Raw genomic sequence first — 24,127 nt, 5'->3', positions numbered from 1 at the left:
GCCCTCATGCCCCGCCTCGCCCTCTACTCCCTGGCCGTCTGCGTCCTCGCCGTCGCCGCGGCCGTGGTCGCCTTCGTCCAGGGCAGCTTCCTCGGCATCGTCTGGGTGCTGCTGGCCGGCCTCTCGTCCAACATGACCTGGTTCTACGTCCGCAAGCACAGGGCGGAGACCCGCGCCGGGGCCACCGGCTGAGGTCTGCCCCGCCCATCCCGGCGGGCGCGCGACGGCGGTTGCGGCACCCCGCGCGGTCCCGCGTACGGCAGGGCGCCGCGTGGTCCCGCGTACGGCAGGCGCCGCGTCGCCGGGACGCCCGGACACGTCCGGTGGGCGAACGCCCCGACGCCTCGCGGTGCACCGCGTCCGGCGCCGCGCGGCGGTCCGCCGGGGACCACGGGGCGGACCCCGGCGGATCCGCCCTCAGCGGATCAGCGCACACCCCGGGTCCTGGTCGCCGAACCACTCCTGCCAGAAGCGGTAGGCGTCGAGGCCGCAGTACGTCTCGACCTCGCTGACGCCCAGGCCCCGCAGCAGGGCGTCCACCGCGTCGAAGAAGACCCCGTTGACCTCCGGGATCCACAGCAGCGCGAAGACGGCGATGAGCCCGAAGGGCGCGAACGGCGCCACCTGGCGCCGGAAGCCGTCCGACAGCCACGGTTCGATCACGCCGTAACCGTCGAGCCCCGGGACCGGAAGGAAGTTCAGGATCGCCGCCGTCACCTGGAGCAGTGCCAGGAACGCCAGGGCGAACCGGAAGGAGACCGGGACGCCGTCCAGGGCGCCCAGCCAGAACGGGGCCGTGCAGACGACGGCGAACAGCACGTTCGTCAGGGGCCCGGCCGCCGAGATCAGGCTGTGCTTCCAGCGCCCGCTGATCCGGCCCCGCTCGATGTAGACCGCCCCGCCCGGCAGGCCGATGCCGCCCATGATGACGAAGAGCACGGGCAGCACGATGCTCAGCAGGGCGTGGGTGTACTTGAGCGGGTTGAGCGTCAGATAACCCTTGGCCCCGATCGAGATGTCGCCGCTGTGCAGCGCGGTGCGCGCGTGGGCGTACTCGTGGAGGCAGAGCGAGACGATCCAGGCGGCGGTGACGAACAGGAAGACGGCGAAGCCGGTCTGCTCGGCGAAGCCGGTCCACACCGCCCAGCCCGCGACGGCCATGACGGCGACGATCCCGAGGAAGATCGGACTGACCCGCCGGTCGCTGGGGCGGCGGAACGCGGTGGTCATCGAGGACACTCCAGAAGCGCTGGGCCGCGGCGGCGCGGCACGGGACGGGCCCCCGACCTTACGGGTGGCACGGCGGGAACGTCTCGCCGCCGGGTGGTGGTTCCACGGGGAGAGGGCCGTCGCGGACAATGGGCCCGTGCACTACGGCATCCTCGGAACCACCCGCGCCCTCCGGGCCGACGGCACGGCCGTCAACCTCGGCGGGGCGCGGCTGCGCGCCCTGCTCACCGTGCTCGCCCAGCGTCCGGGCCGCACGGTCCCGGCCGGGACCCTCGTCGACGAGGTGTGGGACGGCGACCCGCCCGCCGACGCGGTCGGCGCACTCCAGGCACTCGTGGGCCGGCTCAGGCGCGCGCTCGGACCGGAGGCCGTCGAATCGGCGGAGAGCGGCTACCGCCTCGCCGCCGAGCCGGGGAACGTCGACCTGTACCGCTTCGAGCGGCTCGCGGGCGAGGGCGCGCGGGCCATGGAGCACGGCGACCCGCTGAAGGCCGTCGCCGTCCTCGACGACGCCCTCGCCCTGTGGCGCGGGCCCGCGCTCACCGATCTGCCCGACCGCGCCGTCGCGGCCGCTCGGTGGGACGCCAGGCGGCTCGACGCGCGCCGGATCCGCATCGAGGCCGTCCTCGCCCTGGGCCGCGCCGAGGAGGCGCTCGCGGAACTCGCCGGGTTCTGCGCCGACCACCCCCTCGACGAGCCCCTGCAGGTCCTGCGCATCGGGGCGTTGAGGGACGCGGGACGCGCCGCGCAGGCCCTCGCGGCGTACGACGAGGTCCGCACCCTGTTCGCCGACCGGCTCGGCACCGATCCCGGCCCCGCCCTGCGCGCCCTGCACGCGGAGCTGCTCCACGGCGACCCGCCCGAGCCGGCGGCCCCACCCGCCGCGCCGCCCGTGCGCCGGGGGAACCTGCGGGCCAGGCTCACCAGCTTCGTGGGGCGTGAGGCGGACATCGCGGACCTGCGCGAGGACCTGACCCGGGCCCGGCTGGTCACGCTCCTCGGTCCGGGCGGCGCCGGGAAGACCCGGCTCTCCCAGGAGGCCGCCGAGGCGGCCGCCGCGTCCTGGCCCGACGGTGTCTGGATGGCCGAACTCGCCCCGGTCGACGATCCGGAGGCGGTGCCCGAGGCCGTCCTCGGCGCGCTCGGCGCCCGCGAGACCGTGCTGCGCGGGGCCGGGGCCGAGGGGCTGCGCGCCGTGGAACGGGGCGCCGTGGCCGGTGCGGGGAGCGCCGTCGCCCACCTCGTCGAGCACTGCTCCCAGCGGCGCATGCTCCTGCTGCTCGACAACTGCGAGCACGTCGTCGACGCGGCTGCCCGGCTCACGGACCACCTCCTCGCCCGGTGTCCCGGCCTCACCGTTCTCGCGACGAGCCGGGAGCCCCTCGGCGTCCCCGGTGAACTGGTGCGCCCGGTGGACCCGTTGCCGGACCCCATGGCCCTGCGCCTGTTCGCCGACCGCGGCGCCGCCGCCAGGCCGGGCTTCCGGGTCGACGCCGACGCGGAGACGGCGGCGGCCTGCGCCGAGATCTGCCGTCGCCTCGACGGGCTCCCCCTGGCCATCGAACTGGCCGCGGCCCGGCTGCGCATGCTCGGCCCGCGCCGGATCGCCGACCGTCTCGACGACCGCTTCCGCCTGCTGACCAGCGGCAGCCGCACCGTACTGCCACGGCAGCAGACCCTGCGCGCGGTCGTCGACTGGTCGTGGGACCTGCTCGACGGGGACGAACGCGCCGCGCTGCGCAGGCTGTCCGTGTTCGCCGGCGGGTGCGACCTCGCCGCCGCCGAGGAGGTCTGCTCCCTGCCCGGGGCCGCCCTGGCCGACGCACGCGACGTGGCACCGCTCCTCGGCTCGCTGGTCGACAAGTCCCTGGTGGTGGCCGCACCCGGCGACGACGGCGACATGCGCTACCGCCTCCTGGAGACCGTCGCGGAATACGCGTCCGAGCGCCTCGGCGAGGCGGGGGAGCGGACCGCGGCCGAACGCCGGCACCTCGTCCACTACCGGGAGCTGGCCCGCACCACCGACCCGGAACTCCGCGGTCCCGGCCAGCTCGCCGCGCTCGGGCGGTTCGGGCACGAGTACGAGAACCTGCGCACCGCCCTGCGCCGCGCGACGGCGGCGGGCGACGAGCACGAGGCGCTCTGCCTCGTGCTCTCCCTGGCCTGGTACTGGCACATGCGCGATCTGCGGACCGAGGCCCGGCACTGGGCCGAGGCCGCGGGCGCCCTCGGCCCCGACCCCTTCGGAGAGGCCTCCGAGCCGGCCCCCGCCCTGCTCGAACGTTGCACGGACCGGCCGCCGCCCTGGGAACCCGAGCAGCTCCAGGAGGCCAGGCGCGGTGTGCGGCTGATCCAGATGGCCAGCCTGGACCACGCGTCGGGCGACTGGACGACCGGTGAGGGCCGGGCGCGGCTGCGGGTGATCGCCCGTACCTACCGGGCGGGCCAGCCGCAGACCTGCCGGATGCCGGGCTCCCTCTGGCTGTTCGCGATCATCTTCGCCGGTGAGGCCGAGTCCCAGGATCTGCGGGACGTCACCGACGAGACGGTGCGCACCTGCCGCGAGCTCGGCTACGACTGGGAGCTCGCCGCCGCCCTCCAGCTGCGGGCCAACCTCCTGGCGAACCGGCCCGAGTGGACGGGCGAGGCCCGCGAGGACGCCGACGAGAGCCTGGACATCTTCGTCCGCATCGGGGACGTGTGGGGCGTGGCGGAGGCCTACTCCTCACGGGGCGAGGCCAACGAGCGCGCCGGTGAGGTCGCGGCGGCGGCCGAGGACTTCCGGGCCGCGGTCGGATACGCGGAGCGGCTCGGGGCCCAGTCGCAGGTGGAGCTGCTGCGGGCCAGGTACGCCTCAGCGCTGTGCGAGTCGGGCCGGGGCGAGGAGGGTGAGCGCATCCTGCGCGAAGTGCTCGCCGAAGGCCGGACCGCGGTGAACGAGGCGCGCCCCGCCGCCCGGCTCTCGCTCGCCCAGTGGCTGGGCCGGACAGGCCGGGCAGCCGAGGCGCGGGAGCAGCTCGTCGCGTTGCGCGGCGAGTTCGGCTCCGAGACGGCGGCGATCTTCGACGGCTTCGTCGTGGGCATGCTGGCCTGGCTCGACGCCATGGACGGCCGGCACGCCGAGGCGCTGACCGGCGCCCTGTACGCCCTGGACCACTCGCGGAGTCCGCTGGCGCGGATGGTGGCGCCGCAGATGACGTCCGCCCATCTGACGACCCTCGCCCGGGCCGTCGCCGGGATGGGCGGTGAGCGCGCCGGCCGGGACGCGGCGATGCTGCTCGGCCTCCAGCGGGAGCTGCTGCCGAAGGGCCACGTACCGGCGGCGATCGAACGGGAGAACCTGGCCGAGGCGGAGCGCGCCGCCCGCGCCGCGGAGCCGGACGGCGCCGTCCACGAGGCCGCGTACGCCGAGGGCGGTGGCCTCACCCTGGAGGAGGCCACCGCCCTGGCACGCACGTACGGGGACGCGTGAGGGCTGTCCCGTGATCCCTGGCCGGTGCGCGGCGCCGGCCACGGGACGGCCTTCGGAGGTCAGGACTTCTTGCGGAACCTGGAGACCGCGAGCGGGGCCGTCACGCCGGTGATCACCACGGTCCAGCCGAGCGTCACCCAGACCGAGTGCGCGAGCGGGCCGCCCATCATCAGGGCGCGGGCGGAGTCTGCCAGGTTGGACAGCGGGTTGTAGTCCGTGAACGTCTGGAGCCAGCCGGGCATGGTCCCGGTCGGGGCGAAGATGGAGGATCCGAACTGCAGCGGCATCAGCACGAGCATCCCCATCCCCTGGACCGACTGGGCGGTCTTCATGGTCAGGCCGAGCAGGATGAAGATCCACATGATGGCGGCGCCGAACGCGGCCGAGAGCGCGATGGCCCCGACGAGTCCGAGCATCGACTCCTGCAGTTCCATGCCGAGCGCGAAGCCCATGCCGAGCAGGATCAGCGTGGCGACCATCATCCGGCCGAGCTCGACCACGATCTTCGCGATGAGCACCGAGGAGCGCGCGATCGGCATGGTGCGGAACCGGTCCATGACCCCCTTGCGGAAGTCGTCGTTGACACCGGAACCGACGGCCATGGCGATGTTCATGCCCATCATCGCCATCAGGCCCGGGATCAGGTAGTTGAGGTACTCCTGCCTGCCGCCGCCCAGGCTGCCGCCGACCGAGCCGCCGAAGACGTACACGAACAGCAGCGTGAAGACGATCGGCATCAGGAGCGCGTCGAACATCGACTCCGGATCCTTCTTGATCTGGAGCAGGTTGCGCCGCACCAGAGCCCCGATGTGGCGCAGGTTGTTCCGCAGCCCGATCCGTCCCTCGTCGTGGAGATCCGCGGCCGGCGCGGACGGCGCGGCGCCGGTGGGGGTGGGCGTCAGAGTCGTCGTGCTCATGCCGCGACCTCCTGGGGGATCGAGTCGGTGACGGTGGCCTTGTCGCCCGTGATGGCGAGGAAGACCTCGTCCAGGCTGGGCAGCGCGGTGGCGACGTGGGCGAGGGAGAAGCCCCGGGTGCCGAGCAGGCCGATCACGGCGGTCAGCTGCTCGTCGCTGAGGATCGGCACGTACAGCAGCCCCTCGTCCGGGACCGCCTGGGCGCCCGCGACGCCGTCGAGACCGGCTTCCCGCAGCGCCTGCGCCATGGCGGCCAGTTCGGCCGGGTCGGAGGGCCGGATCTGCAGGGTGCGGCCGCCGACCTTCGCCTTGAGCTCGTCGACGCCGCCCCGGGCGATGATCTTGCCCTGGTCGATGACGGTGAGCTCACTGGCGAGCTGTTCGGCTTCTTCCATGTACTGCGTGGTCAGGAGCACGGTCGCCCCCTCCGCGACCATCCGCTGCACCTCGTCCCAGACCTCGTTGCGGGTACGGGGGTCGAGGCCGGTCGTCGGTTCGTCCAGGTAGAGGACGGCCGGGCTGCCGATCATGGAGGCGGCGAGGTCGAGCCGGCGCCGCATGCCGCCGGAGTACTCCATCGCGGCCTTCCGGGCCGCGTCGGTGAGCGAGAAGCGCTCCAGCAGCTCGTCGGCGCGGGACCTGGCCTGCTTGCGCGGCAGGTCGAGCAGCCGCCCGATCATGTAGAGGTTCTCCCAGCCGGACAGCTTCTCGTCCACCGAGGCGTACTGCCCGGTCAGACCTATGGTCCGGCGCAGCTGGCGGGGCTGCTTCACCACGTCGTAGCCCGCCACGACCGCGTGCCCGGCGTCGGGCAGGATCAGGGTGGACAGGCAGCGTACGAGAGTGGTCTTGCCGGCGCCGTTGGGGCCCAGCACGCCGAGGACGGTGCCCTCGCGCACGTCGAGGTCGACCCCGTCCAGCGCCCTGGTCGTGCCGTAGTGCTTGACCAGCCCCCGTACCTCGACGGCGTTCCCGCCGTTCCTGAGGTTCTTGTCGTGTTGCTTCATGGGACCCATGACACCAGGCCCCACCGACAAGTCACCGACACGGCGCTGACAGCGGGCCGGGCGAAGGCGACAGCCCGCCGATGGGGGAAGTCGGCGGGCTGTCGGTGGTGCGGCGGTGGTCAGTGGAAGGTGTGCTCCGCGGACGGGAACGTACCGCCGACGACCTCTTCGGCGTACTCCTTGGCGGCGTCGGCGAGCACCTGGCGCATGTTCGCGTACTGCTTGGTGAAGCGCGGCACCTTGCCGCCGGTCAGCCCGACCATGTCGGTGTAGACCAGCACCTGGGCGTCCGTGTCGGGCCCGGCGCCGATGCCGACGGTCGGGATGTGGAGCGAGCGGGTGACCTCGGCGGCCAGCTCGGCCGGCACGAGTTCCAGGACGACGGCGAACGCCCCCGCGTCCTGCACGGCCTTGGCGTCGCGCAGGAGCTGCTGGGCGGCCTCCTCGCCGCGGCCCTGCACCCGGTAGCCCATGGCGTTGACGGACTGCGGCGTCAGGCCGATGTGGCCCATGACGGGGATGCCGGCCTCGACCAGGAGGCGGATCTGCTCGTGCGAGCGCTCGCCGCCCTCCAGCTTGACCGCGCCGACACCGGCGTCCTTGATCAGCCGGGTGGCGTTGCGCAGGGCCTGGACGGGGCCCTCCTGGTACGCCCCGAAGGGCAGGTCGGCGACGATGAGGGCGCGCTCGGTGCCCCGTACGACCGCGGCCGAGAGGATGGCCATCTCGTCCATGGTGACGGGCACGGTGGTCTCGTAACCGAGGTGGCAGTTGCCCATGGAGTCGCCGACGAGCATGACCGGGATGCCGGCCTCGTCGAAGACGGACGCGGTCATCGCGTCGTAGGCGGTGAGCATCGGCCACTTCTCGCCGCGCTCGGTGGCGGCGGCGATGTCGTGGACGGTGATGCGGCGGGTGCGCGCGCCTCCGTACAGCGCCTTCCCGGCGCCGGGAGCGGGACTCGCGGGGGGTGTTGCGGACTGGTTCTGCGCAGCCTGAAGCGACATGGCCAACGGCTCCTTCGTCATCTCGTGGCGCCCTGACGGCGTCCCCGGATCCCTTCCATGGTGGCATCCCGCGGCCGTTCCCGGGAAGTGGGCCCACCGGCGCCCCGTGAACGGTGCGCGGCGGCCGGGTAAAGTCTTTCCAATACGAGACGGTCTCGTATTGGAAGTCGGCTAGAGTCCTCGCCATGTCCATACCGTCCGGCGCCCCTGCCGCCGCGCCCCGTGTCCCCGAGGCGGTCCACCGCCGTCGCTGGGCCATCCTCGGCGTCCTCATGTTCAGCCTGCTCATCGTCGTCCTCGACAACTCGATCCTGAACGTCGCGGTCAAGACGATCGCCAGCCCCGCGCCGACCGGCATCGGCGCCACCCAGAGCGAGCTCGAGTGGGCCATCAACTCCTACACGCTCGTCTTCGCCGGGCTGCTCTTCACCGCCGGACTGCTGGGCGACCGCATCGGCCGCAAGAAGGTCCTGCTGGCCGGCATCCTGGTCTTCGGCATCGGCTCCGGCCTGGCCGCGCTCTCCACCTCGCCCGGCCAGCTCATCACCTGGCGCGCACTCATGGGCTTCGGCGCGGCGTTCGTGATGCCCGCCACCCTCGCCGTCCTGATGAACGTCTTCGAGCGCGACGAGCAGCCCAAGGCCATCGGCATCTGGGCCGGCAGCGTGGGCCTCGGCATCGCCATCGGCCCGATCACCGGCGGGGTGCTCCTGGAGCACTTCTGGTGGGGTTCGATCTTCCTGGTCAACGTGCCCGTGGTGATCGTCGCCCTGGTCGCCATGGCCCTGCTCGTCCCCGACTCCCGTGACCCGAACCCCGGCCGCGTCGACCCGCTCGGGGTCGTCCTGTCCATCATCGGCCTGGTCCTGCTGGTGTACGGCATCATCCGGGGCGGCGAACTCGCCTCCTTCACCGACGTCACCGTCCTCGCACCGCTGATCGGCGGCCTGCTGGTCCTGACGGGCTTCGTCTGGCACGAGAAGCGCAGCAGCCACCCGTCCATCGACATCAGCTACTTCCGCAAGCCCGCCTTCTCGGCCGCCGTCGCCGCCATAGCGCTGGTCTTCTTCGCGCTGATGGGCGTCACCTTCTTCTCCGCCTTCTACCTGCAGAGCGTGCGCGGGTACTCGGCGCTGGAGTCCGGTCTGCTGATCCTGCCGCTCGCCGTCGCGCAGATGCTGTTCGCGCCGCGTACCCGGCTGGTCGTCGACCGCTTCGGCGCCCGCGCGGTCTGCACCGTCGGCATGCTCCTCGTCGCCGCCGGTCTCGCGGCCTTCGCCCTGTTCGACGCGGACACCCCGCTCTGGGTGCTGTGCCTCGTCTTCTTCGTCCAGGGCACCGGCATGGCCCACATCATGCCGCCCGTCACCGTCGCCGTGATGCAGGCGCTGCCCCGCGAGCGGGCCGGTTCCGGCTCGGCGATCAACAACACGTTCCGCCAGGTCGGCGGGGCCCTCGGCATCGCCGTGCTCGGCTCGGTGCTCTCCACCGTCTACCGCGGCGACATGGAGGGCCACCTCGGCGGCGTACCGGCCGGCGCGCGGGACGCCGCGGGGGAGTCCATCGAGGCGACCCTCGGCGTCGCGGAGAAGCTCGGCCCCGCCGGCCGGCCGCTGGTCGCCGCGGCGCACGACGCGTTCATCGGCGCGATGCACGTCACCGCCCTCGGTTCCGCGGCCGTCGCCCTGGTCGGCGCCGCCGTCGTGGCCGCCTTCCTGCCCGGCAGGCCGCCGGCCGCCGCGCCCGAGGTCAGCGAGGAGCGGGTGCTGCAGTCCTGATACCCCACCGGCCGGCGGTCGCTCCGCGTCCGCCGGTCGGCGAGAATCGGGACGACGGCGAAGAGCGAACGGCGCAGCGAGAGGCGGCCCACGTGCGGCAGGCGGCACAGAACCCGGGGGACGAACCGGAGCGGGACGGGCCCCACGACCCGGCCGCCCCCGGCCCGGAGCCACGCCGCGGCCGGCCCCGCAGCGCGGCCGTGGAGCGCGCCATCCTCGACGCCGTCGTCGGACTCCTGGAGGCGGGCGAGACGCTCGACGGCCTGTCCATCGAGCGGATCGCCCGCACCGCCGGCGTCGGCAAGGCCACCATCTACCGGCGGTGGAGCGGCAAGGAGGAGATCTTCGTCGACGTCCTGCGCGACATCGAGCCCGCCGAACCCACCGTCTCGGGCACCGCGGGCCTCGACGACCTGCGCGTCCTGCTGGAATCCATGCGGACGCGCGGCCTCGCCCAGCGCTCCTCGACCCTCCTGCACAACGTGTTCGTGCAGATGAAGAAGCACCCCCGGCTGTGGACCGAGTACCAGAGCACCGTCATCGCGCCCCGCCGCGCCGCCATGGTGGCCGCCGTGCGACGCGCCGTGGACGCGGGGGAACTCCGCGACGACCTCGACGTGGACTTCATGGACGACCTGTTCCTCGGTCCCATGCTCGTACGCACCGTCCACCGGCCCGAGGCACCCCTGCCGGAGGACCTCGCGGACCGCATCATCCTGGTCCTGCTCCAGGGGCTCGCGCCCCGGCCGGCGGATCCGCACGTCACGGCCGCCGGAACGGCGGCGTCCGCGATGTGATCGTCTCGTCACAAGACGGACGAACGCGACGCCGGCCGGAACCCGTCACGCCGTCCCGGTCGTCCTGATCGCAGAACGGCCGCCGCGGGCGGCACGAATGGCGTCACGCATCGCCTAGGGTCGTGAGGCGCGGTGATGTGGACGGCAAGGCAGTGAGGACGGGCGCGATGGTGCAGGCGTACGAGGCGGACACCGAGAGCACCGGCGCGGGCGCGCGGCCGGGTTCCCGATTCGGGGCCTGGCGCCGCAAACTCGCCTCCGACCGGGGCATCTGGCGGCGCGGCATCATCCTCGCGCTCTGCTCGGTCGCCCTGACCCTCGTGCTGATCCTGCACGCCGACATCCCCAACACCATCGGCAACCTCGGCAGCCTCACCGAGACGTTCCTGCCCTGGTTCGGCCTCCTGGTGCCGGTACTGCTGGCGCTCGGCCTGCTCCGGCGCTCGGCGACGGCGGTGATCGCGCTGGTCCTGCCCGTCGCGGTCTGGCTCAACCTCTTCGGCGGCCTGCTGTTCAGCGACAAGTCGGGCGACGGCGGCGAACTCACCGTCGCGACGCACAACGTCAACGCGGGCAATCCCGATCCCGCGGGAACCGCCCGGGAGGTCGCCGGCTCGGGCGCGGACGTCGTCGCCCTGCAGGAACTGCCCACCGGGAAGGTGTCGGCCTACGAGGACGCGCTCGCCGAGCGCTACCCGCACCACTCCGTGCAGGGCACCGTCGGACTGTGGAGCAAGTACCCCGTGTCGGACTCCAGGCCCGTCGACATCAAGCTGGGGTGGACCCGCGCCATGCGCGCCACGGTCGCCACCCCCGAGGGCCCCGTGAAGGTGTACGTCGCCCACCTGCCGTCCGTGCGGGTCAAGCTGAACGCGGGCTTCACGGCCAACCAGCGCGACAACAGCGCGGACGCGCTCGGCGAGGCGATCGCCCACGAACCGGTGGAGCGGGTCGTCCTGCTCGGTGACCTGAACGGCACGATGAACGACCGCTCGCTGCACGCGGTCACCTCCCAGATGCGCTCCACGCAGGGCGCCGCCGGTGACGGCTTCGGCTTCAGCTGGCCGGCGTCCTTCCCGATGGCGCGGATCGACCAGATCATGGTCAGGGGCGTCGAACCGCTCGCCTCCTGGTCCCTGCCCGCCACGGCCAGCGACCACCTCCCGATCGCCGCACGCGTCGAACTGTGAGTGCCGCGCCCTGACGGCGCGTCGGATCCGCCGGCCCGCGGGCTCCGGAACGCGGAGCCCGCGGCCCAACTGACCCTGCGCGCAAGGGAGCCGGGTGGTGGGGAACCTCCTCCGGCGGGGGTCAGGGGTGCCTGCGGGCGGGTGCGCGGGCTGGTTTCGCCCGGTACGGTCGTGCGCGGCCCCGCCGAGTGATGCCCACATCACACCTCGGCGCAACGGCTCGTTCACCTCCGGGCATAAAACGTCTGAGAGACTTTGTTCCGACGGGATACATAACCCGTCCCGGCAACGAAGCCGACGCTCCCGCCAGCACACCGCCGCCTCCCGCCCCGCACGGGCCGGGTGGCCACGCCCGAAAGGTCCCCACCATGCCCCTGGCCCTGCTCGCCCTCGCTGTGAGCGCCTTCGGCATCGGCACCACCGAGTTCGTGATGATGGGCCTGCTGCCCAACGTCGCGGACGATCTGGGAACGTCCGTCCCCACCGCCGGCTATCTCGTCTCGGCGTACGCGATCGGCGTCGTCCTCGGTGCCCCGCTGCTCACCGGTCTCGGCTCCCGCATCCCGCGCAAGCGGATGCTCCTGCTGCTGATGGCCGTCTTCACCGTCGGCAACGCCGCCTCCGCCTTCGCGCCCGGCTTCGGCTGGCTCATGGCCGGCCGGTTCCTGGCGGGGCTGCCGCACGGCGCCTTCTTCGGTGTCGGTGCCGTCGTCGCCGCCCGCCTCGTGCCGGACGGGCGGCAGGCGCGCGCGGTCGCCACGATGTTCCTCGGGCTCACCGTCGCCAACATCATCGGTGTCCCCGCCGCGACCCTGCTGGGACAGCACCTCGGCTGGCGCGCCACCTTCCTGGTCGTCGCGGTCATCGGCCTCGCCGCCATGGCGGCGCTCGCCCGCCTCGTCCCGCAGATCCCCGTCGAGGCGCACCAGAACGTCCGCCGGGAGCTCAGGGCCCTGGGCGACCGGCAGGTGCTGCTCGGCCTGCTCACCGCGGTCCTCGGCTTCGCGGGTGTCTTCGCCGTGTACTCCTACCTCTCCTCGATGACGACCGAGGCGATGGGCTTCGGCGAGTCCTCGGTCACGCTGGTGCTCGCGCTCTTCGGCATCGGGATGACCCTGGGCGCCCTCGCGGCCGGGCCGCTGACCGACAGGGCGCTGCGCCCCACCCTCTACGGCTCGCTGGCCGCCCTCGCCGTCGTCCTCGTCGTCTTCCCCTTCACGGTCCACGTGCGGTGGGCGGCGCTGGTCATGGTGGTGCTGCTCGGCGGCATCGGCTTCATGACCACCACGCCGCTGCAGATGCTCGTGATGAACAAGGCCAAGGACGCGCCCACGCTCGCCTCCGCCTCCAACCACTCGGCCTTCAACCTCGCCAACGCGGGCGGGGCCTGGCTCGGCGGTGTGGCCATCGCGGCGGGCTGGGGCTGGACGTCGCCGGCCTTCGTCGGTGCCGTCCTGGCGGTCGCCGGGCTGGGGATCGCGGCCACGGCCGGCTTCCTGGACCGCGCCCCCGGCGCGTCCCGCGTGGTCGCCTCCGGCGCCTTCGCCGGTGAGGCGGGGGAGTCCCCGGTGCGGGAGCAGGCGGGAGCACGCTCCTCCGCGTCCTGAGCCGCGCCCTTCCCACCGCCCGCGGGTCCGCGCACCGGTGCGCGGACCCGTCGGCGTCCGGGCCGCGGAGGCGCCGCCACGGTGCGCCCCCGGGTCGCAACTCCCCCTGGGGCGCGGCCGCGTCAGGTCGACTCGCGCCACTGGTTGGTGATCGGGAGCCTGCGGTCCTTGCCGAAGCCCTTCGGCGAGATCTTCGTGCCCGGCGGGTACTGCCGGCGCTTGTACTCGGCCGTGTCCACCATCCGCAGCGTCTTCGTCACCAGGGCGTCGTCGAAGCCGGCCGCCACGATGGCGTCCCTGCCCTGGTCCCGGTCGACGTACATCTCCAGGATCCGGTCCAGCACGTCGTAGTCGGGCAGCGAGTCCGTGTCCACCTGGCCCGGGCGCAGTTCGGCGCTCGGCGGCTTGGTGATCGACGCCTCCGGGATCGGCGGGACCTGCCCGCGCTCCTCGGCGGCCCGGTTGCGCCACCTCGCCAGGCGGAAGACCGAGGTCTTGTACACGTCCTTGATCGGCCCGTAGGCGCCGACCGAGTCCCCGTACAGGGTGGAGTAACCCACCGCCAGCTCGGACTTGTTCCCCGGGGCCAGCACCATCTGGCCCTCCTGGTTCGACAGGGCCATCAGCATCGTGCCGCGCAGCCGGGACTGCAGGTTCTCCTCGGCCAGCCCCGTGAGGGCCAGCGAGCCCATGTAGGCGTCGAACATCGGCTCGATCGGTACGGTGCGGAAGTTCAGCCCCGTGCGCCGGGCCAGTTCGGCGGCGTCTCCCCTGGAGTGCTCCGAGGAGTACTTCGACGGCATCGAGACGCCGTACACGTGCGCGGCGCCGAGCGCGTCGCAGGCGATCGCGGCGACCAGTGCCGAGTCGATGCCGCCGGAGAGCCCGATCAGCGCGCTGCTGAAGCCGTTCTTCGCGGCGTACGCGCGCAGCCCCACCACCAGGGCCGAGTACAGCTCCTCGTCGTCGTCCAGCCGCTCCGCACAGCCGCCCGTCAGCTCGGGCTCGTAGGCGGGGAGCGGCTCTTCGCTCAGCACCACGTGGTCGATCCGCAGCCCGTCGTCGACCGTGCCCGACGGCGCCACGGCCGACGCGGCCGGCAGGTCCAGGTCCAGGATCACGCTCCCCTCGGCGAACTGGGGTGCCCGGGCGATGACTTCGCCGTCCTTGTCGACGACGATCGAGTCGCCGTCGAAGACCAGTTCGTCCTGGCCGCCGATCATCGCGAGGTACGCCGTCGTGCAGCCCGCCTCCCGGGCGCGCCTGCGGACCAGTTCGAGCCGCGTGTCGTCCTTGTCCCGCTCGTACGGCGAGGCGTTGACGGACAGCAGCAGTCCGGCACCGGCCGCGCGCGCGGCCGGGACGCGCCCGCCGTCCTGCCAGAGGTCCTCGCAGATCGCCAGGGCCACGTCGATGCCGTGGACCCGCACCACGGGCATCGAGTCGCCGGGCACGAAGTACCGGAACTCGTCGAACACGCCGTAGTTGGGCAGGTGGTGCTTGGCGAAGTTCAGCGCGACCCCGCCGCGGTGCAGCACCGCGGCGGCGTTGCGCGGGGACCCCGCGGGCTGCCCGTACCGCACCGCGGTGTGCTCCGAGCGGTCCAGGTAGCCGACGACGACCGGCAGTTCGCCGAAGCCCTCGGCGGCGAGGCGGGAGGCGAGCGCGCGCAGCGCCTCCCGTGACGCCTCGACGAAGGACGAGCGCAGGGCCAGGTCCTCGACGGGGTAGCCGGTCAGCACCATCTCGGGGAACGCCACGAGGTGGGCGCCCTGCTCGGCGGCGTGCCGGGTCCAGTGGACGATCGACTCGCAGTTGCCGGAGATGTCACCGACGGTCGCGTCGATCTGGTTCAGTGCGAGACGTAGTTGAGGCACGGAACCAGTGTAATCGTCTGACTGACGCGATGTCCTGGCGAGCCGCCGTCCACCGGGCCCGTCCCGCGCGGGGACGCCGTCGCACGGTGCTCAGCGGAGGTAGCCGAGCACCGTCATCATGCCCGCCTCCGCGTGGTACACGTTGTGGCAGTGCAGCATCCACAGGCCGGGGTTGTCGGCGTCCAGGTCCACCGTCAGCGACCGGCCGGGCAGGACCGCCGCGGTGTCCTTGCGGGCGCCGAGGGCCGTACCCGCCAGCGCGAACGTGTGGCCGTGCAGATGGATCGGGTGCCACATCGAGGTGCGGTTGGTGAAGACCAGCCGCACGCGCTCCCCGGCCTTCACGGGCTGCCGCGCCGTCGGGGCGTAGGGCTTGCCGTCGAAGCCCCAGTCGTACGCGTCCATGGAGCCCGTCAGCGTCATGCGCACGGTCCGGTCGGGCTCGCGGTCCGCCAGGGCCACCGACTCGTCCGCCACCAGCCGGTCGGCGGTGACGAGTTCGCCGTCCAGCTCGGAGGGCCGGGCGTCGGCGGGCGGGATCTCGCCCGACGCCGTCCTGAGCACGGCCAGCGCCTGCGCGTCCTTGCCCTCGGCGAGCGCGGTGAGCGGGAAGACCCCGTCCCCGGCGGTCACCAGCACGTCGTACCGCTCGCCCATCGCCAGCAGCAGGGCGTCGGTCTCGGTGTGCTGCACGGGGAAGCCGTCCGTGTGCGTCACGGTCATCCGGTGGCCCCCGAGCGCCAGCCGGAACGCCGTGTCCCCGCCCGCGTTGATGACGCGCAGCCGGATGCGGTCCCCGGGCTTGGCCTCGAAGACCGAAGGGGCGTTCGCCCGGCGGCCGTTGACGAGGTAGTGCGGGTACGCGACGTCGCCGGCGTGGCCGCCGAGCAGGTCGCTGCTCGCGCCCACCATGAGCCGCGAGGGGGCGTCCCCGTCGGCGGCCCTGCGTCCGCGGCGCGCCTTCGCCGTGTGGGCCGTGGCGTCGTGGCTGCTGCCCCGGCCCTTGGTGAGCTCGTCGAGGACCGCGTCGGGGGTGGAGCCCTCCACCCCGTCGAGCCAGTCGTCGAGGACGACCACCCACTCCTTGTCGTAGGCGAGGGGTTCCTTCGGGTCCTCGACGATGAGGGGCGCGTACAGCCCGCGGTCGAGCTGGACGCCCGAATGCGGGTGGATCCAGTGCGTACCCGGCTGGGAGACCGCGAAGCGGTAGGTGAAGTCGGCGCCGGGCTCGATCGCCTTCTGCGTCAGGCCCGGGACGCCGTCCATGTCGTTGCGCAGCGCGAGACCGTGCCAGTGCATCGAGGTCGACTGGGTCAGGCGGTTGGCGAGGGTGAGTTCGAGGTGGTCGCCCGCGGTGACCCGGACGGCCTGGCCGGGCAGCCGGTCGCCGTAGGACCAGGTGGGGACGGTGAGGCCGTCGCCCAGCTCCAGGCTGGAGGCGCCGGCGGTGAGGGAGACCTTCCGCAGCGGGCCGGTGCCGCGCTTGGCCTCGGCGGCCGCGACCTCCGGGCCGTCGGGGGCGACGTAGGTGTCGGCGGCGGCCCGCGCGGGCGAGGGGGCGCGGCGCGGGGCGGCGTGGGACCGGGTGGTGAGGGCCGCCGTGCCCGCCAGGGCGAGGCTGGAGCCGAGTACGGCGCGACGACTGGGCATTTCAGACATATTGCGCACCGTACCCTCGTCGGGTATACGGAGGGCGCCCCGACACCCGACCGGCCCGGGACCCCCGCGGAGGCGGGGGAGACCGGGCCGGGACGCGGCGGGGACCTCAGGAGCCGGCGTAGACCTTCTCGGCCCAGCCGGCGACCTGCTCGTCGGAGAGGTGCCGGGCCAGATCGGCCTCGCTGATCATCCCGATGAGCTTCTTGCCCTCGATGACCGGGAGCCGGCGGATACGGTGGCTCTGCATCTCGTCGAGCACGGCCTCGACACCGGCGCCCGCGTCGATCCAGCGGGGCGTGCCGTCGCAGAGCTCGGCCGCCGTCACCTGCGCCGGGTCGTGCCCCGACGCCACGCACTTGGTCACGATGTCGCGGTCGGTGATGATCCCGACCATCCTGTCCTGCTCCCCGTTGGCGGAGACGGGCAGGGCGCCGACGTCGTGGTCACGCATCATCTGTGCCGCGCGGTCGAGCGTCTCGTGGGCGGGGATCCAGTGGGTCCCGCTGCTCATGATGTCCTTGGCGGTGGTCATGTGATTCCTCCCGCGTGCCGGTGGGCATGCCGTACGACCCCGAGCCACCACCATTGTGGTGGGCCCGCCCGGCGCCCGCGACCGCTGGCGGATCACCCGCGCGGGTGTACGCCACGGATACGGGCACGGGCCCCGGGCAGCCCCGGCCTCGTGGCGCCCCCGCCCTCGTGGCACCCGGGGCCGGCGGTGCGGAGTCCTCCACGGGCCGCCGGCGGTCCGGGCCGCACGGGTCCGTACCTCACGGGCCTCCGGTCCAAAACCACGGGAGTCACCCGCGGGGCGCGGCCCCGCGCTCGGCGAGCATGTCCGCCATCAGATCCAGTTCGGACCGCTGCGCCTCCACCATGCCCCGGGCGAGCCGCTTCTCCGCCGGGACCGTGCACCGCTCGGCACAGCCCTCGGCCATGGCGACGCCCCCCTTGTGGTGGTCGGTCATCAGCTGCAGGAAGAGGATCTCGGCCTTCCGCCCGTCGGACCCGCCCAGCCGCTTCAGCTCGGTCCGGGTCGCCATCCCGGGCATCAGCGCCCCGTCGCGGTCCGTACCGGCGGTGCCTTCCGCGTCCTCCATGCCGTGCATGCCGTCCATGCCCGCAGTGTCGTGGCCGTCACCCCCGTGTCCACCGCTCCCGTGCCCGGGGCCGCCGTGTCCACCGGCGCCGGACATCCAGGCCATCGGGGGCGCGCCGTCCGGGGCCGTCTTGGGCAGCTCCCACAGGTCCAGCCAGCCCAGCAGCATGCCCCGCTGGTTGGCCTGCGTGTTGGCGATGTCGTACGCGAGACGCCGTACGTCCTCGTCGGCGGTCACGTCCCGGACGATGAAGGACATCTCCACGGCCTGCTGGTGGTGCACGGCCATGTCCCGGGCGAAGCCCGCGTCCGCCGAGTCGGCGGCGGGCGTACGGGGTGAGGGCGCGGACCCGTCGTCCCGCGCGGAGGCGACCGTCGCCGCACCGGCGAACAGCAGGGCCAGACACACGGCGGAGCCCGCCGCCCACCGGACGCGGCCGGTGCGCCAGGGGCTCACCCGTCGACCCCGCCGGTGCAGGGGGCCCCGGGCTCGGGCGTCTGCGCGCCCTGGACGTACTTCGCGAAGAACCGCGCCACCCGGGGGTCGTCCGCGCTGTCCACCGTGACCTGCTTGCCCCAGGCACTGAGCATGATCGCGCCCGCCTGTCCCTCGTACGGGGACATCAGCGAATAGGGGGTGCTCCTGACGCGCGACGCGAGCTTGCCGACGTCGGCGCCGGACGCCTTGTCCGTGTGCGTCACCCAGACCGCACCGTGCTCCAGGGCGTGCACGGCGTTGACGTTCGGGACGGCCTTCTCGTATACGACGCCGTCGCAGTTCAGCCAGGCCGGATTGTGGTCCCCGCCGACGGGCGGCTCCATCGGGTACGTCACCTCGGTCGTCACGTGGTTGCGGGTCAGCTTCTTCGCGTCCCACGTCTTCTCGCCCGCGATCGGTTCGGCGGCGAGGTCCTTCCTGTCCTGCTCGGTCTGCTTGGAGTCCTGGGCCCGGCTCTCCGCGTTCCGCTCCTTGGCCTCGGACTTCTCCAGCACCATGTACGACCCGAACCCGACCAGACCCGCCACGACGACGGCACTCACGCCTATGGCGAGGACCCGGTTGCGGCGGTCGCGCGCACGGTCGGCACTGCGCATCTGCTCTACGCGGGTCCTGCGGTCGAAGCTCATGTCGTCGGGTCCTTCTGCCAAGGGGTCGGGAGGGACGGGGGGCCGAGCGGGGAACCGGGTGCGCGCGGGCCGTGGGGAGGGCCCCGGCCCCTTGCACACCATGGGCGCCGATCGTAGTGGGTGGTCGCGTGCCCTCTCTCACACCGTGTGCGTAATGTGGGTGAAATCCGGGGTCGTGATACTGAGGTGTCCCCCTACCCCCGGCGGTGGTGAACGGACCGTCTGAACTGCAAGGATGTGGCTATGGACAAGCAGCAGGAATTCGTCCTCAGGACGCTTGAGGAGCGTGACATCCGCTTCGTACGCCTGTGGTTCACCGACGTTCTCGGTTACCTCAAGTCCGTGGCCGTGGCCCCGGCCGAGCTGGAGCAGGCCTTCGACGAGGGCATCGGCTTCGACGGCTCGGCCATCGAGGGCTTCGCCCGTGTATACGAATCGGACATGATCGCGAAGCCGGACCCCGGCACGTTCCAGATCCTCCCGTGGCGCGCCGAGGCCCCCGGGACGGCGCGGATGTTCTGCGACATCCTGATGCCGGACGGTTCACCCTCCTTCGCCGACCCGCGCTACGTCCTCAAGCGCATCCTCGCCAAGACCTCCGACCTGGGCTTCACCTTCTACACCCACCCGGAGATCGAGTTCTTCCTGCTGAAGAACAAGCCGGTCGACGGCAGCCGCCCGACCCCGGCCGACAGCTCCGGCTACTTCGACCACACCCCGCAGAACGTCGGCATGGACTTCCGCCGCCAGGCGATCACCATGCTCGAATCCATGGGCATCTCGGTCGAGTTCAGCCACCATGAGGGCGCCCCGGGCCAGCAGGAGATCGACCTGCGGTACGCCGACGCGCTGTCCACCGCCGACAACATCATGACCTTCCGCCTCGTCATGAAGCAGGTCGCGCTGGAGCAGGGCGTGCAGGCGACCTTCATGCCCAAGCCGTTCTCGGAGTACCCGGGTTCCGGCATGCACACCCACCTCTCCCTCTTCGAGGGCGACCGCAACGCCTTCTACGAGTCGGGCGCCGAGTACCAGCTCTCCAAGGTCGGCCGCTCCTTCATCGCGGGCCTGCTCAAGCACGCCGCGGAGATCTCCGCCGTGACGAACCAGTGGGTCAACTCCTACAAGCGCATCTGGGGCGGCTCCTCCCGCTCGGCGGGCGCGGGAGGCGAGGCCCCCTCGTACATCTGCTGGGGCCACAACAACCGCTCCGCGCTGATCCGCGTCCCGATGTACAAGCCCGGCAAGACCGGCTCGGCCCGCGTCGAGGTCCGCTCCATCGACTCCGGCGCCAACCCCTACCTCACGTACGCCGTCCTGCTCGCGGCGGGCCTCAAGGGCATCGAGGAAGGCTACGAACTCCCGGCCGGCGCCGACGACGACGTCTGGGCACTGTCCGACTCGGAGCGCCGCGCGATGGGCATCGAGCCGCTCCCGCAGAACCTGGGCGAGGCGATCTCGCTGATGGAGAAGAGCGAGCTGGTCGCCGAGACGCTGGGCGAGCACGTCTTCGACTTCTTCCTGCGCAACAAGAAGCAGGAGTGGGAGGAATACCGCAGCGAGGTCACGGCCTTCGAGCTGAAGAACCTGCTGCCGGTGCTGTAGGAGCAGTTCAGCGCATGCCGGCGCCCATGGGGTGCGTGTACGTGGCTTCGGGCCGACGGGGATCTCACCGTCGGCCCGAAGTTGATTCAGGGCGGGCGGGCCGACGCGAGTTCTGTTGAGGGGCGAGCTTGCCGCTGCCACTCCGGACGGAATCGACCGTTTTTGGGCCAGCATTTCACCGCTTCCATCTGGAGCACACCTGTCGCTTCGCGATGCAGAGCCTCGGGCGGGGCAACCTCGCGAGGCGGCAGACCGCTGGACCTGATTCCTGATGGTCGTTCGCAGGCTGTGGCCCCACCCATTCCCTCCCCGCGTTCTCAGCCGCCTTGGGGGAACCCCGTCACATGCAATCGGCTCATGCAGGCCCGGGTTATAGCAGTTTTCGGAGCGTGCGCGCTCACATCGCCCTACCCGGCCCGTGTTACCAAACCTTAGGGAACAGACTCCGGACTGCCACCCGGCGCCAAGAACCAAGTACCGCTACCCCTACTGCGTCGGAAACTATCGAATGCCCCGAAACCCGGAAGGCCAGCGACAGCACCGGGAGTTCTTCGTGCAGCGCCTATGATGCCCTGAATTCGACGTGCGTCACCGGGATGTAAGTGTGTTAGCTGAATCGGAAACGCTACTTGAGAAGTTCCGAAAGGTACTGTTCAGTGAAATCTCGCGTGCGCCCGAAATCGCGGTTGATCTCTTGGCCGCCGGCGAGCTTAACGAGCACTTTCGCGCAAACCTGAAGGGATTCGAGGTAGCGATCATCGTCCCACAGGAATGAATTGAAGGGCTTGCAGTCTTTTTCGGCTTTCTTGTCGATGCTTTCCACTTTTTCCGGAGAGCTTGACGCCAGATAAATGGTCCTTACTCCAGCCAGGAGATGATAGCGGGCAGGTTTTAGCTCCCGGGCGATCGCCCCGCTCCTGAAGAAGTGATCCAACTTGCAGAAGGCATAGGCAGCGGAGTAGTAGTAGGCTTCATTATGTGCGTCGGAGAAGACGTCGTTACCTACACGGTCTCGAAGGTCGCCATAATAGCGGGCGGCCGTGTGCGGGATGCGCAAATAAAGCGAGGCGAATGCCTGCATGAGATTTCGGAGTGAAATTACCCGCCAGGTGCCGCGAACTTGAGCTGAGCCTGACCATTGCCGTGAGCGCCTTTCGTAGTAGATGCGCTTGCCAGGCTCCGTCTCGAATGAATTGAAGTAAGCTTCGATTCTCTTTTGCAACTCTGAAAGAGCGAAAAGATTCTCCTTGGTTACTTGCCCCTGCTTGTTCGTTGCTTTCGTAATGCTTTTTGCCACGTCGTCGTCCAGGGTGACAATCAGCCGAAAGGGGACGTACACTCCGTCCAGGTTTTCCCTTTCCGAGTGGAGAATGTGGCTGGTTTGGCATCCGTTCACGACTTGGAAATCGACGAGGGTCAAACGGTTGCCCGTGGCCTTGAGGTCATGTGCAACAACAGTGACACCGTTGTTGAGAACACAGAACCGGCTGCGATCGCCGGCTGCCAACGTTTGTCTGATATCCGCGTTGACATCGGTCTCGCCTTGAAAATCGCGAACGTTGTCAAAGAAGAGGGTTTTGCGAATTTCCCCTTCGTCGTCAGTTACCAGCTTGATGAATTCGCTGCCAGGAAGCACGCCAAGATAGGCCTCTCGAACTCCTTCCACCTCGGGTAGCGTGGTGCGGTTCTCAAATTGGACTGTCACCTCTAGAGCGGAATCGATGGCGCGCCAGTTGCTCTGCACTTCACTGGCACCCCAAACGTGAAAATCGACGCGCGAAAACAAGTTTGATCCCAGAAGTCGTTTTCGTGTATCGTCCATTTTCCGAACGATAGGCCCGCGATTATTCCATGTCCCGAGGGTTACGTAGTAGAGTCGGCATACCGGATTTTCGCGAAACCTGCTAGATTCTTGCAAGACTCGATGCAGTATATTCTGCTGATCTTCCAGGTTAGGGTGCGGCGGCTCGTCCTCTGTGAGTAGAGTGATCGATGCATCAGAGAAGATGCTTAAATCGCCCAAATCGAAACTCGGGGATGTCTTTACCTGGGTCATCGTGATCGACACTTCAATCGCCCCGCTGCCGGAAAGAGCGTCTTCCAATTCTGCCATGTCGGGGACTAGCTCGCCATTAATCGAGAGAGCGAAGCCATCGATTCCAAGGGTGCCGTCATCTCCGCAAGAGAAATCTTCTACACTGAACTGCTGGTCGTGATGGCGGGAGAGGACGATGAAGTTAACGAAGCGTTCGAAGGCGACATACTCCTTCAGGTGTCCAACGCCCGCATCTTTTGCCCAGCTTTCCATTAGCCCGCGAGTAACCCTGTCCATTGCCCCTCCGCGTACGCTCCACTTGACCCTCAGGGCCGTCTGGCGATGAGTGCATACAGTATCTAGGCGTGGGTGGGTGCGTACTGCTTTTGGCATGAGCGGGCCGCAGCCTGTGGTCAGAACGCTTCAGCTGTGCAGACGAAGCGGTATTACACGCCCGTTCGAGCTGATCCCGCCGCGCAACTTCCTGCGCGACAAGAAGCAGGAGTGGGAGGAGTACCGCAGCGAGGTCACGGCCTTCGAGCTGAAGAACCTGCTGCCGGTGCTGTAGGCGCAGTTCAGCGCATGCCGGCGCCCATGGGGTGCGTGTACGTGGCTTCGGGCCGACGGGGATCTCACCGTCGGCCCGAAGTTGATTCAGGGCGGGCGGGGCCGTCCCCGTATGACCGAGTCACCCCGCCTGCTCCCCGGCCAGGAGCACCAGTTTCCCGCGCACCCGGCCGCTCTCCCCGGCCCGGTGCGCGTCCGCGACCCCGTCGAGCGGGAACGTCCGCGTCACGGGGAGCGCGAAGCGGCCGGACTCGATCAGTGCGCCGATCCCGCCGAGGGAGTGGACCGCGCGGCCGGAGTCCCCGCGGCTGAACAGCACGCCGTGCTCCTGCGCGCCGCTGAAGTCCGCCAGTGTGACGACGTGTTCGGGGCCGTGCGCGAGAGCGATGAGCTCGGGCAGCACCCCGCTGCCGGCGACGTCGAGTGCGAGGCCGACACCGTCGGGAGCGAGTGCGCGCACCCGGTCGGTGAGCCCTTCGCCGTAGGTCACGGCCTCGGCTCCCAGCGAGCGCAGGTAGTCGTGGTTCGCCGGACCGGCGGTGCCGATGACGCGCGCGCCGCGCGCCACCGCCAGCTGGACGGCCGCGCTGCCGACGCTGCCCGAGGCGCCGTTGACGAGGAGCGTGCCGCCGCTCCGCACGCCCAACTGGTCGAGCGCGCGGGTGGCCGTCTCGACGGCGGCGGGCAGCGCGGCGGCCCCGGCGAAGTCGAGGGACGGCGGGACCGGCGCGTAGGAGGACAGCACCGCCAGCTCGGCCTGGGCCGCCCCCTCGTCGCAGAAGCCGAACACGCGGTCGCCCAGGGCCGTGTCCGTCACGCCCTCGCCGAGTTCGTCGACGTATCCCGCAGCCTCGTACCCCATGGTCTGGGGGAGTTCCGGGTCCATCAGGCCCGCGCGTTTCTTCCAGTCGCTCGCGTTGATGCCGGCGGAGCGGACCGCGATCCTGATCTGTCCCGGGCCGGGGTGCGGGTCGGGGAGGTCCACGATCTCCAGGACCTCCGGGCCCCCGAACCGGCTGAAACGGACTGCCCTCATCCTTCGCTCCTGACCTGGTCCCGTGCGTCCCGGCATGGCGCACCCCCCGCACACCGTACGCAGTTCTCCGTCCGGGCCCGGCACCGTACGCGTCCTCCGGGCGTGGGCGTGGGCGC

At 71.0% G+C, this 24,127-nt stretch carries 18 protein-coding genes and 1 pseudogene; 8 read left to right on the top strand and 11 right to left on the bottom strand.

Annotated features, from left to right (window positions below):
* The first annotated feature begins 6 nt into the window (after positions 1–6).
* Positions 7–192, top strand: a complete 186-nt coding sequence (locus tag OHT61_RS09345) for a hypothetical protein (protein ID WP_329036762.1) — start codon at positions 7–9, stop codon at positions 190–192.
* 225 nt (positions 193–417) lie between these two features.
* Here the strand turns inward: OHT61_RS09345 and OHT61_RS09340 are convergent, their stop codons facing one another.
* Positions 418–1,230: a site-2 protease family protein gene (locus OHT61_RS09340; protein ID WP_329036759.1), complete on the bottom strand. Its 813-nt coding sequence runs from the start codon at positions 1,228–1,230 to the stop codon at positions 418–420.
* Positions 1,231–1,366: 136 nt separating this feature from the next.
* Between OHT61_RS09340 and OHT61_RS09335 the strand changes: the two genes are divergently transcribed.
* The gene (locus tag OHT61_RS09335; RefSeq protein ID WP_329036758.1) at positions 1,367–4,702 is read left to right on the top strand and encodes a BTAD domain-containing putative transcriptional regulator; all 3,336 of its coding nucleotides are present in this window, start codon (positions 1,367–1,369) and stop codon (positions 4,700–4,702) included.
* Positions 4,703–4,761: 59 nt separating this feature from the next.
* Here the strand turns inward: OHT61_RS09335 and OHT61_RS09330 are convergent, their stop codons facing one another.
* The 3 genes from OHT61_RS09330 to panB form a co-directional block, all read right to left on the bottom strand.
* Positions 4,762–5,619, bottom strand: a complete 858-nt coding sequence (locus tag OHT61_RS09330) for an ABC transporter permease (RefSeq protein WP_329036757.1) — start codon at positions 5,617–5,619, stop codon at positions 4,762–4,764.
* Positions 5,616–6,626, bottom strand: a complete 1,011-nt coding sequence (locus OHT61_RS09325) for an ATP-binding cassette domain-containing protein (RefSeq protein ID WP_443049383.1) — start codon at positions 6,624–6,626, stop codon at positions 5,616–5,618. Before OHT61_RS09325 ends, OHT61_RS09330 begins: the two co-directional genes overlap by 4 nt.
* 119 nt (positions 6,627–6,745) lie before the next feature.
* Positions 6,746–7,633, bottom strand: a complete 888-nt coding sequence (panB, locus tag OHT61_RS09320; RefSeq protein WP_329036754.1) for a 3-methyl-2-oxobutanoate hydroxymethyltransferase — start codon at positions 7,631–7,633, stop codon at positions 6,746–6,748.
* Positions 7,634–7,818: 185 nt separating this feature from the next.
* Between panB and OHT61_RS09315 the strand changes: the two genes are divergently transcribed.
* From OHT61_RS09315 to OHT61_RS09300, 4 genes are all read left to right on the top strand, one after another.
* Complete coding sequence (locus tag OHT61_RS09315; protein ID WP_329036753.1) at positions 7,819–9,411, top strand: MFS transporter; 1,593 nt, start codon at positions 7,819–7,821, stop codon at positions 9,409–9,411.
* A 92-nt stretch (positions 9,412–9,503) separates the two neighbouring features.
* Positions 9,504–10,208, top strand: a complete 705-nt coding sequence (locus OHT61_RS09310; RefSeq protein ID WP_329036751.1) for a TetR/AcrR family transcriptional regulator — start codon at positions 9,504–9,506, stop codon at positions 10,206–10,208.
* Positions 10,209–10,375: 167 nt separating this feature from the next.
* Complete coding sequence (locus tag OHT61_RS09305) at positions 10,376–11,398, top strand: endonuclease/exonuclease/phosphatase family protein (protein WP_329043163.1); 1,023 nt, start codon at positions 10,376–10,378, stop codon at positions 11,396–11,398.
* 368 nt (positions 11,399–11,766) lie between these two features.
* On the top strand, positions 11,767–13,005 hold the full coding sequence (locus OHT61_RS09300) for an MFS transporter (protein ID WP_329036749.1): 1,239 nt from the start codon (positions 11,767–11,769) through the stop codon (positions 13,003–13,005).
* A gap of 122 nt (positions 13,006–13,127) precedes the next feature.
* Here OHT61_RS09300 and OHT61_RS09295 read toward each other — a convergent pair whose 3' ends face one another.
* The 5 genes from OHT61_RS09295 to OHT61_RS09275 form a co-directional block, all read right to left on the bottom strand.
* Positions 13,128–14,882 (bottom strand): NAD+ synthase, encoded by a 1,755-nt coding sequence (locus tag OHT61_RS09295; RefSeq protein ID WP_329036747.1) that lies wholly within the window; start codon positions 14,880–14,882, stop codon positions 13,128–13,130.
* 90 nt (positions 14,883–14,972) lie between these two features.
* On the bottom strand, positions 14,973–16,541 hold the full coding sequence (locus OHT61_RS09290) for a multicopper oxidase family protein (protein ID WP_329036746.1): 1,569 nt from the start codon (positions 16,539–16,541) through the stop codon (positions 14,973–14,975).
* 106 nt (positions 16,542–16,647) lie between these two features.
* Entirely contained in the window at positions 16,648–17,073 is a 426-nt protein-coding gene (locus tag OHT61_RS09285; protein ID WP_329036744.1) for a CBS domain-containing protein, read from the bottom strand.
* A 268-nt stretch (positions 17,074–17,341) separates the two neighbouring features.
* The gene (locus OHT61_RS09280) at positions 17,342–18,097 is read right to left on the bottom strand and encodes a DUF305 domain-containing protein (RefSeq protein WP_329036743.1); all 756 of its coding nucleotides are present in this window, start codon (positions 18,095–18,097) and stop codon (positions 17,342–17,344) included.
* Entirely contained in the window at positions 18,094–18,768 is a 675-nt protein-coding gene (locus tag OHT61_RS09275; RefSeq protein ID WP_329036742.1) for a DUF3105 domain-containing protein, read from the bottom strand. Before OHT61_RS09275 ends, OHT61_RS09280 begins: the two co-directional genes overlap by 4 nt.
* A 243-nt stretch (positions 18,769–19,011) precedes the next feature.
* Between OHT61_RS09275 and glnA the strand changes: the two genes are divergently transcribed.
* Entirely contained in the window at positions 19,012–20,373 is a 1,362-nt protein-coding gene (glnA, locus tag OHT61_RS09270) for a type I glutamate--ammonia ligase (RefSeq protein ID WP_327119220.1), read from the top strand.
* Positions 20,374–20,998: 625 nt separating this feature from the next.
* Here the strand turns inward: glnA and OHT61_RS09265 are convergent.
* Positions 20,999–22,681 (bottom strand): AIPR family protein, encoded by a 1,683-nt coding sequence (locus OHT61_RS09265; protein ID WP_329036739.1) that lies wholly within the window; start codon positions 22,679–22,681, stop codon positions 20,999–21,001.
* A 208-nt stretch (positions 22,682–22,889) separates the two neighbouring features.
* Between OHT61_RS09265 and OHT61_RS32495 the strand changes: the two are divergent.
* Positions 22,890–22,976 (top strand): annotated as a pseudogene (locus OHT61_RS32495) (glutamine synthetase); the annotation flags it as partial.
* A gap of 120 nt (positions 22,977–23,096) precedes the next feature.
* On the opposite strand, the gene OHT61_RS09255 reads toward OHT61_RS32495, so the two are convergent.
* A complete protein-coding gene (locus tag OHT61_RS09255; protein WP_329036735.1) occupies positions 23,097–24,011 on the bottom strand; it encodes an NADP-dependent oxidoreductase in 915 nt (304 codons plus the stop codon).
* Positions 24,012–24,127 lie beyond the last annotated feature (116 nt).

Origin of the sequence: Streptomyces sp. NBC_00178, assembly GCF_036206005.1 — a bacterium.
Taxonomy (GTDB): Bacteria; Actinomycetota; Actinomycetes; order Streptomycetales; family Streptomycetaceae; genus Streptomyces.
This window is presented reverse-complemented; position numbering and strand designations above follow the sequence as displayed.

What these genes read in the sequence shown, in the direction of transcription:
- OHT61_RS09345 (WP_329036762.1), top strand. Translation starts at nt 7, where the DNA reads ATGCCCCGCCTCGCCCTCTACTCCCTGGCCGTCTGCGTCCTCGCCGTC.
- OHT61_RS09340 (WP_329036759.1), bottom strand. Translation starts at nt 1,230, where the DNA reads ATGACCACCGCGTTCCGCCGCCCCAGCGACCGGCGGGTCAGTCCGATC.
- OHT61_RS09330 (WP_329036757.1), bottom strand. Translation starts at nt 5,619, where the DNA reads ATGAGCACGACGACTCTGACGCCCACCCCCACCGGCGCCGCGCCGTCC.
- OHT61_RS09325 (WP_443049383.1), bottom strand. Translation starts at nt 6,626, where the DNA reads ATGAAGCAACACGACAAGAACCTCAGGAACGGCGGGAACGCCGTCGAG.
- panB (WP_329036754.1), bottom strand. Translation starts at nt 7,633, where the DNA reads ATGTCGCTTCAGGCTGCGCAGAACCAGTCCGCAACACCCCCCGCGAGT.
- OHT61_RS09315 (WP_329036753.1), top strand. Translation starts at nt 7,819, where the DNA reads ATGTCCATACCGTCCGGCGCCCCTGCCGCCGCGCCCCGTGTCCCCGAG.
- OHT61_RS09305 (WP_329043163.1), top strand. Translation starts at nt 10,376, where the DNA reads ATGGTGCAGGCGTACGAGGCGGACACCGAGAGCACCGGCGCGGGCGCG.
- OHT61_RS09300 (WP_329036749.1), top strand. Translation starts at nt 11,767, where the DNA reads ATGCCCCTGGCCCTGCTCGCCCTCGCTGTGAGCGCCTTCGGCATCGGC.
- OHT61_RS09290 (WP_329036746.1), bottom strand. Translation starts at nt 16,541, where the DNA reads ATGTCTGAAATGCCCAGTCGTCGCGCCGTACTCGGCTCCAGCCTCGCC.
- OHT61_RS09285 (WP_329036744.1), bottom strand. Translation starts at nt 17,073, where the DNA reads ATGACCACCGCCAAGGACATCATGAGCAGCGGGACCCACTGGATCCCC.
- OHT61_RS09275 (WP_329036742.1), bottom strand. Translation starts at nt 18,768, where the DNA reads ATGAGCTTCGACCGCAGGACCCGCGTAGAGCAGATGCGCAGTGCCGAC.
- glnA (WP_327119220.1), top strand. Translation starts at nt 19,012, where the DNA reads ATGGACAAGCAGCAGGAATTCGTCCTCAGGACGCTTGAGGAGCGTGAC.
- OHT61_RS09265 (WP_329036739.1), bottom strand. Translation starts at nt 22,681, where the DNA reads ATGGAAAGCTGGGCAAAAGATGCGGGCGTTGGACACCTGAAGGAGTAT.
- OHT61_RS09255 (WP_329036735.1), bottom strand. Translation starts at nt 24,011, where the DNA reads ATGAGGGCAGTCCGTTTCAGCCGGTTCGGGGGCCCGGAGGTCCTGGAG.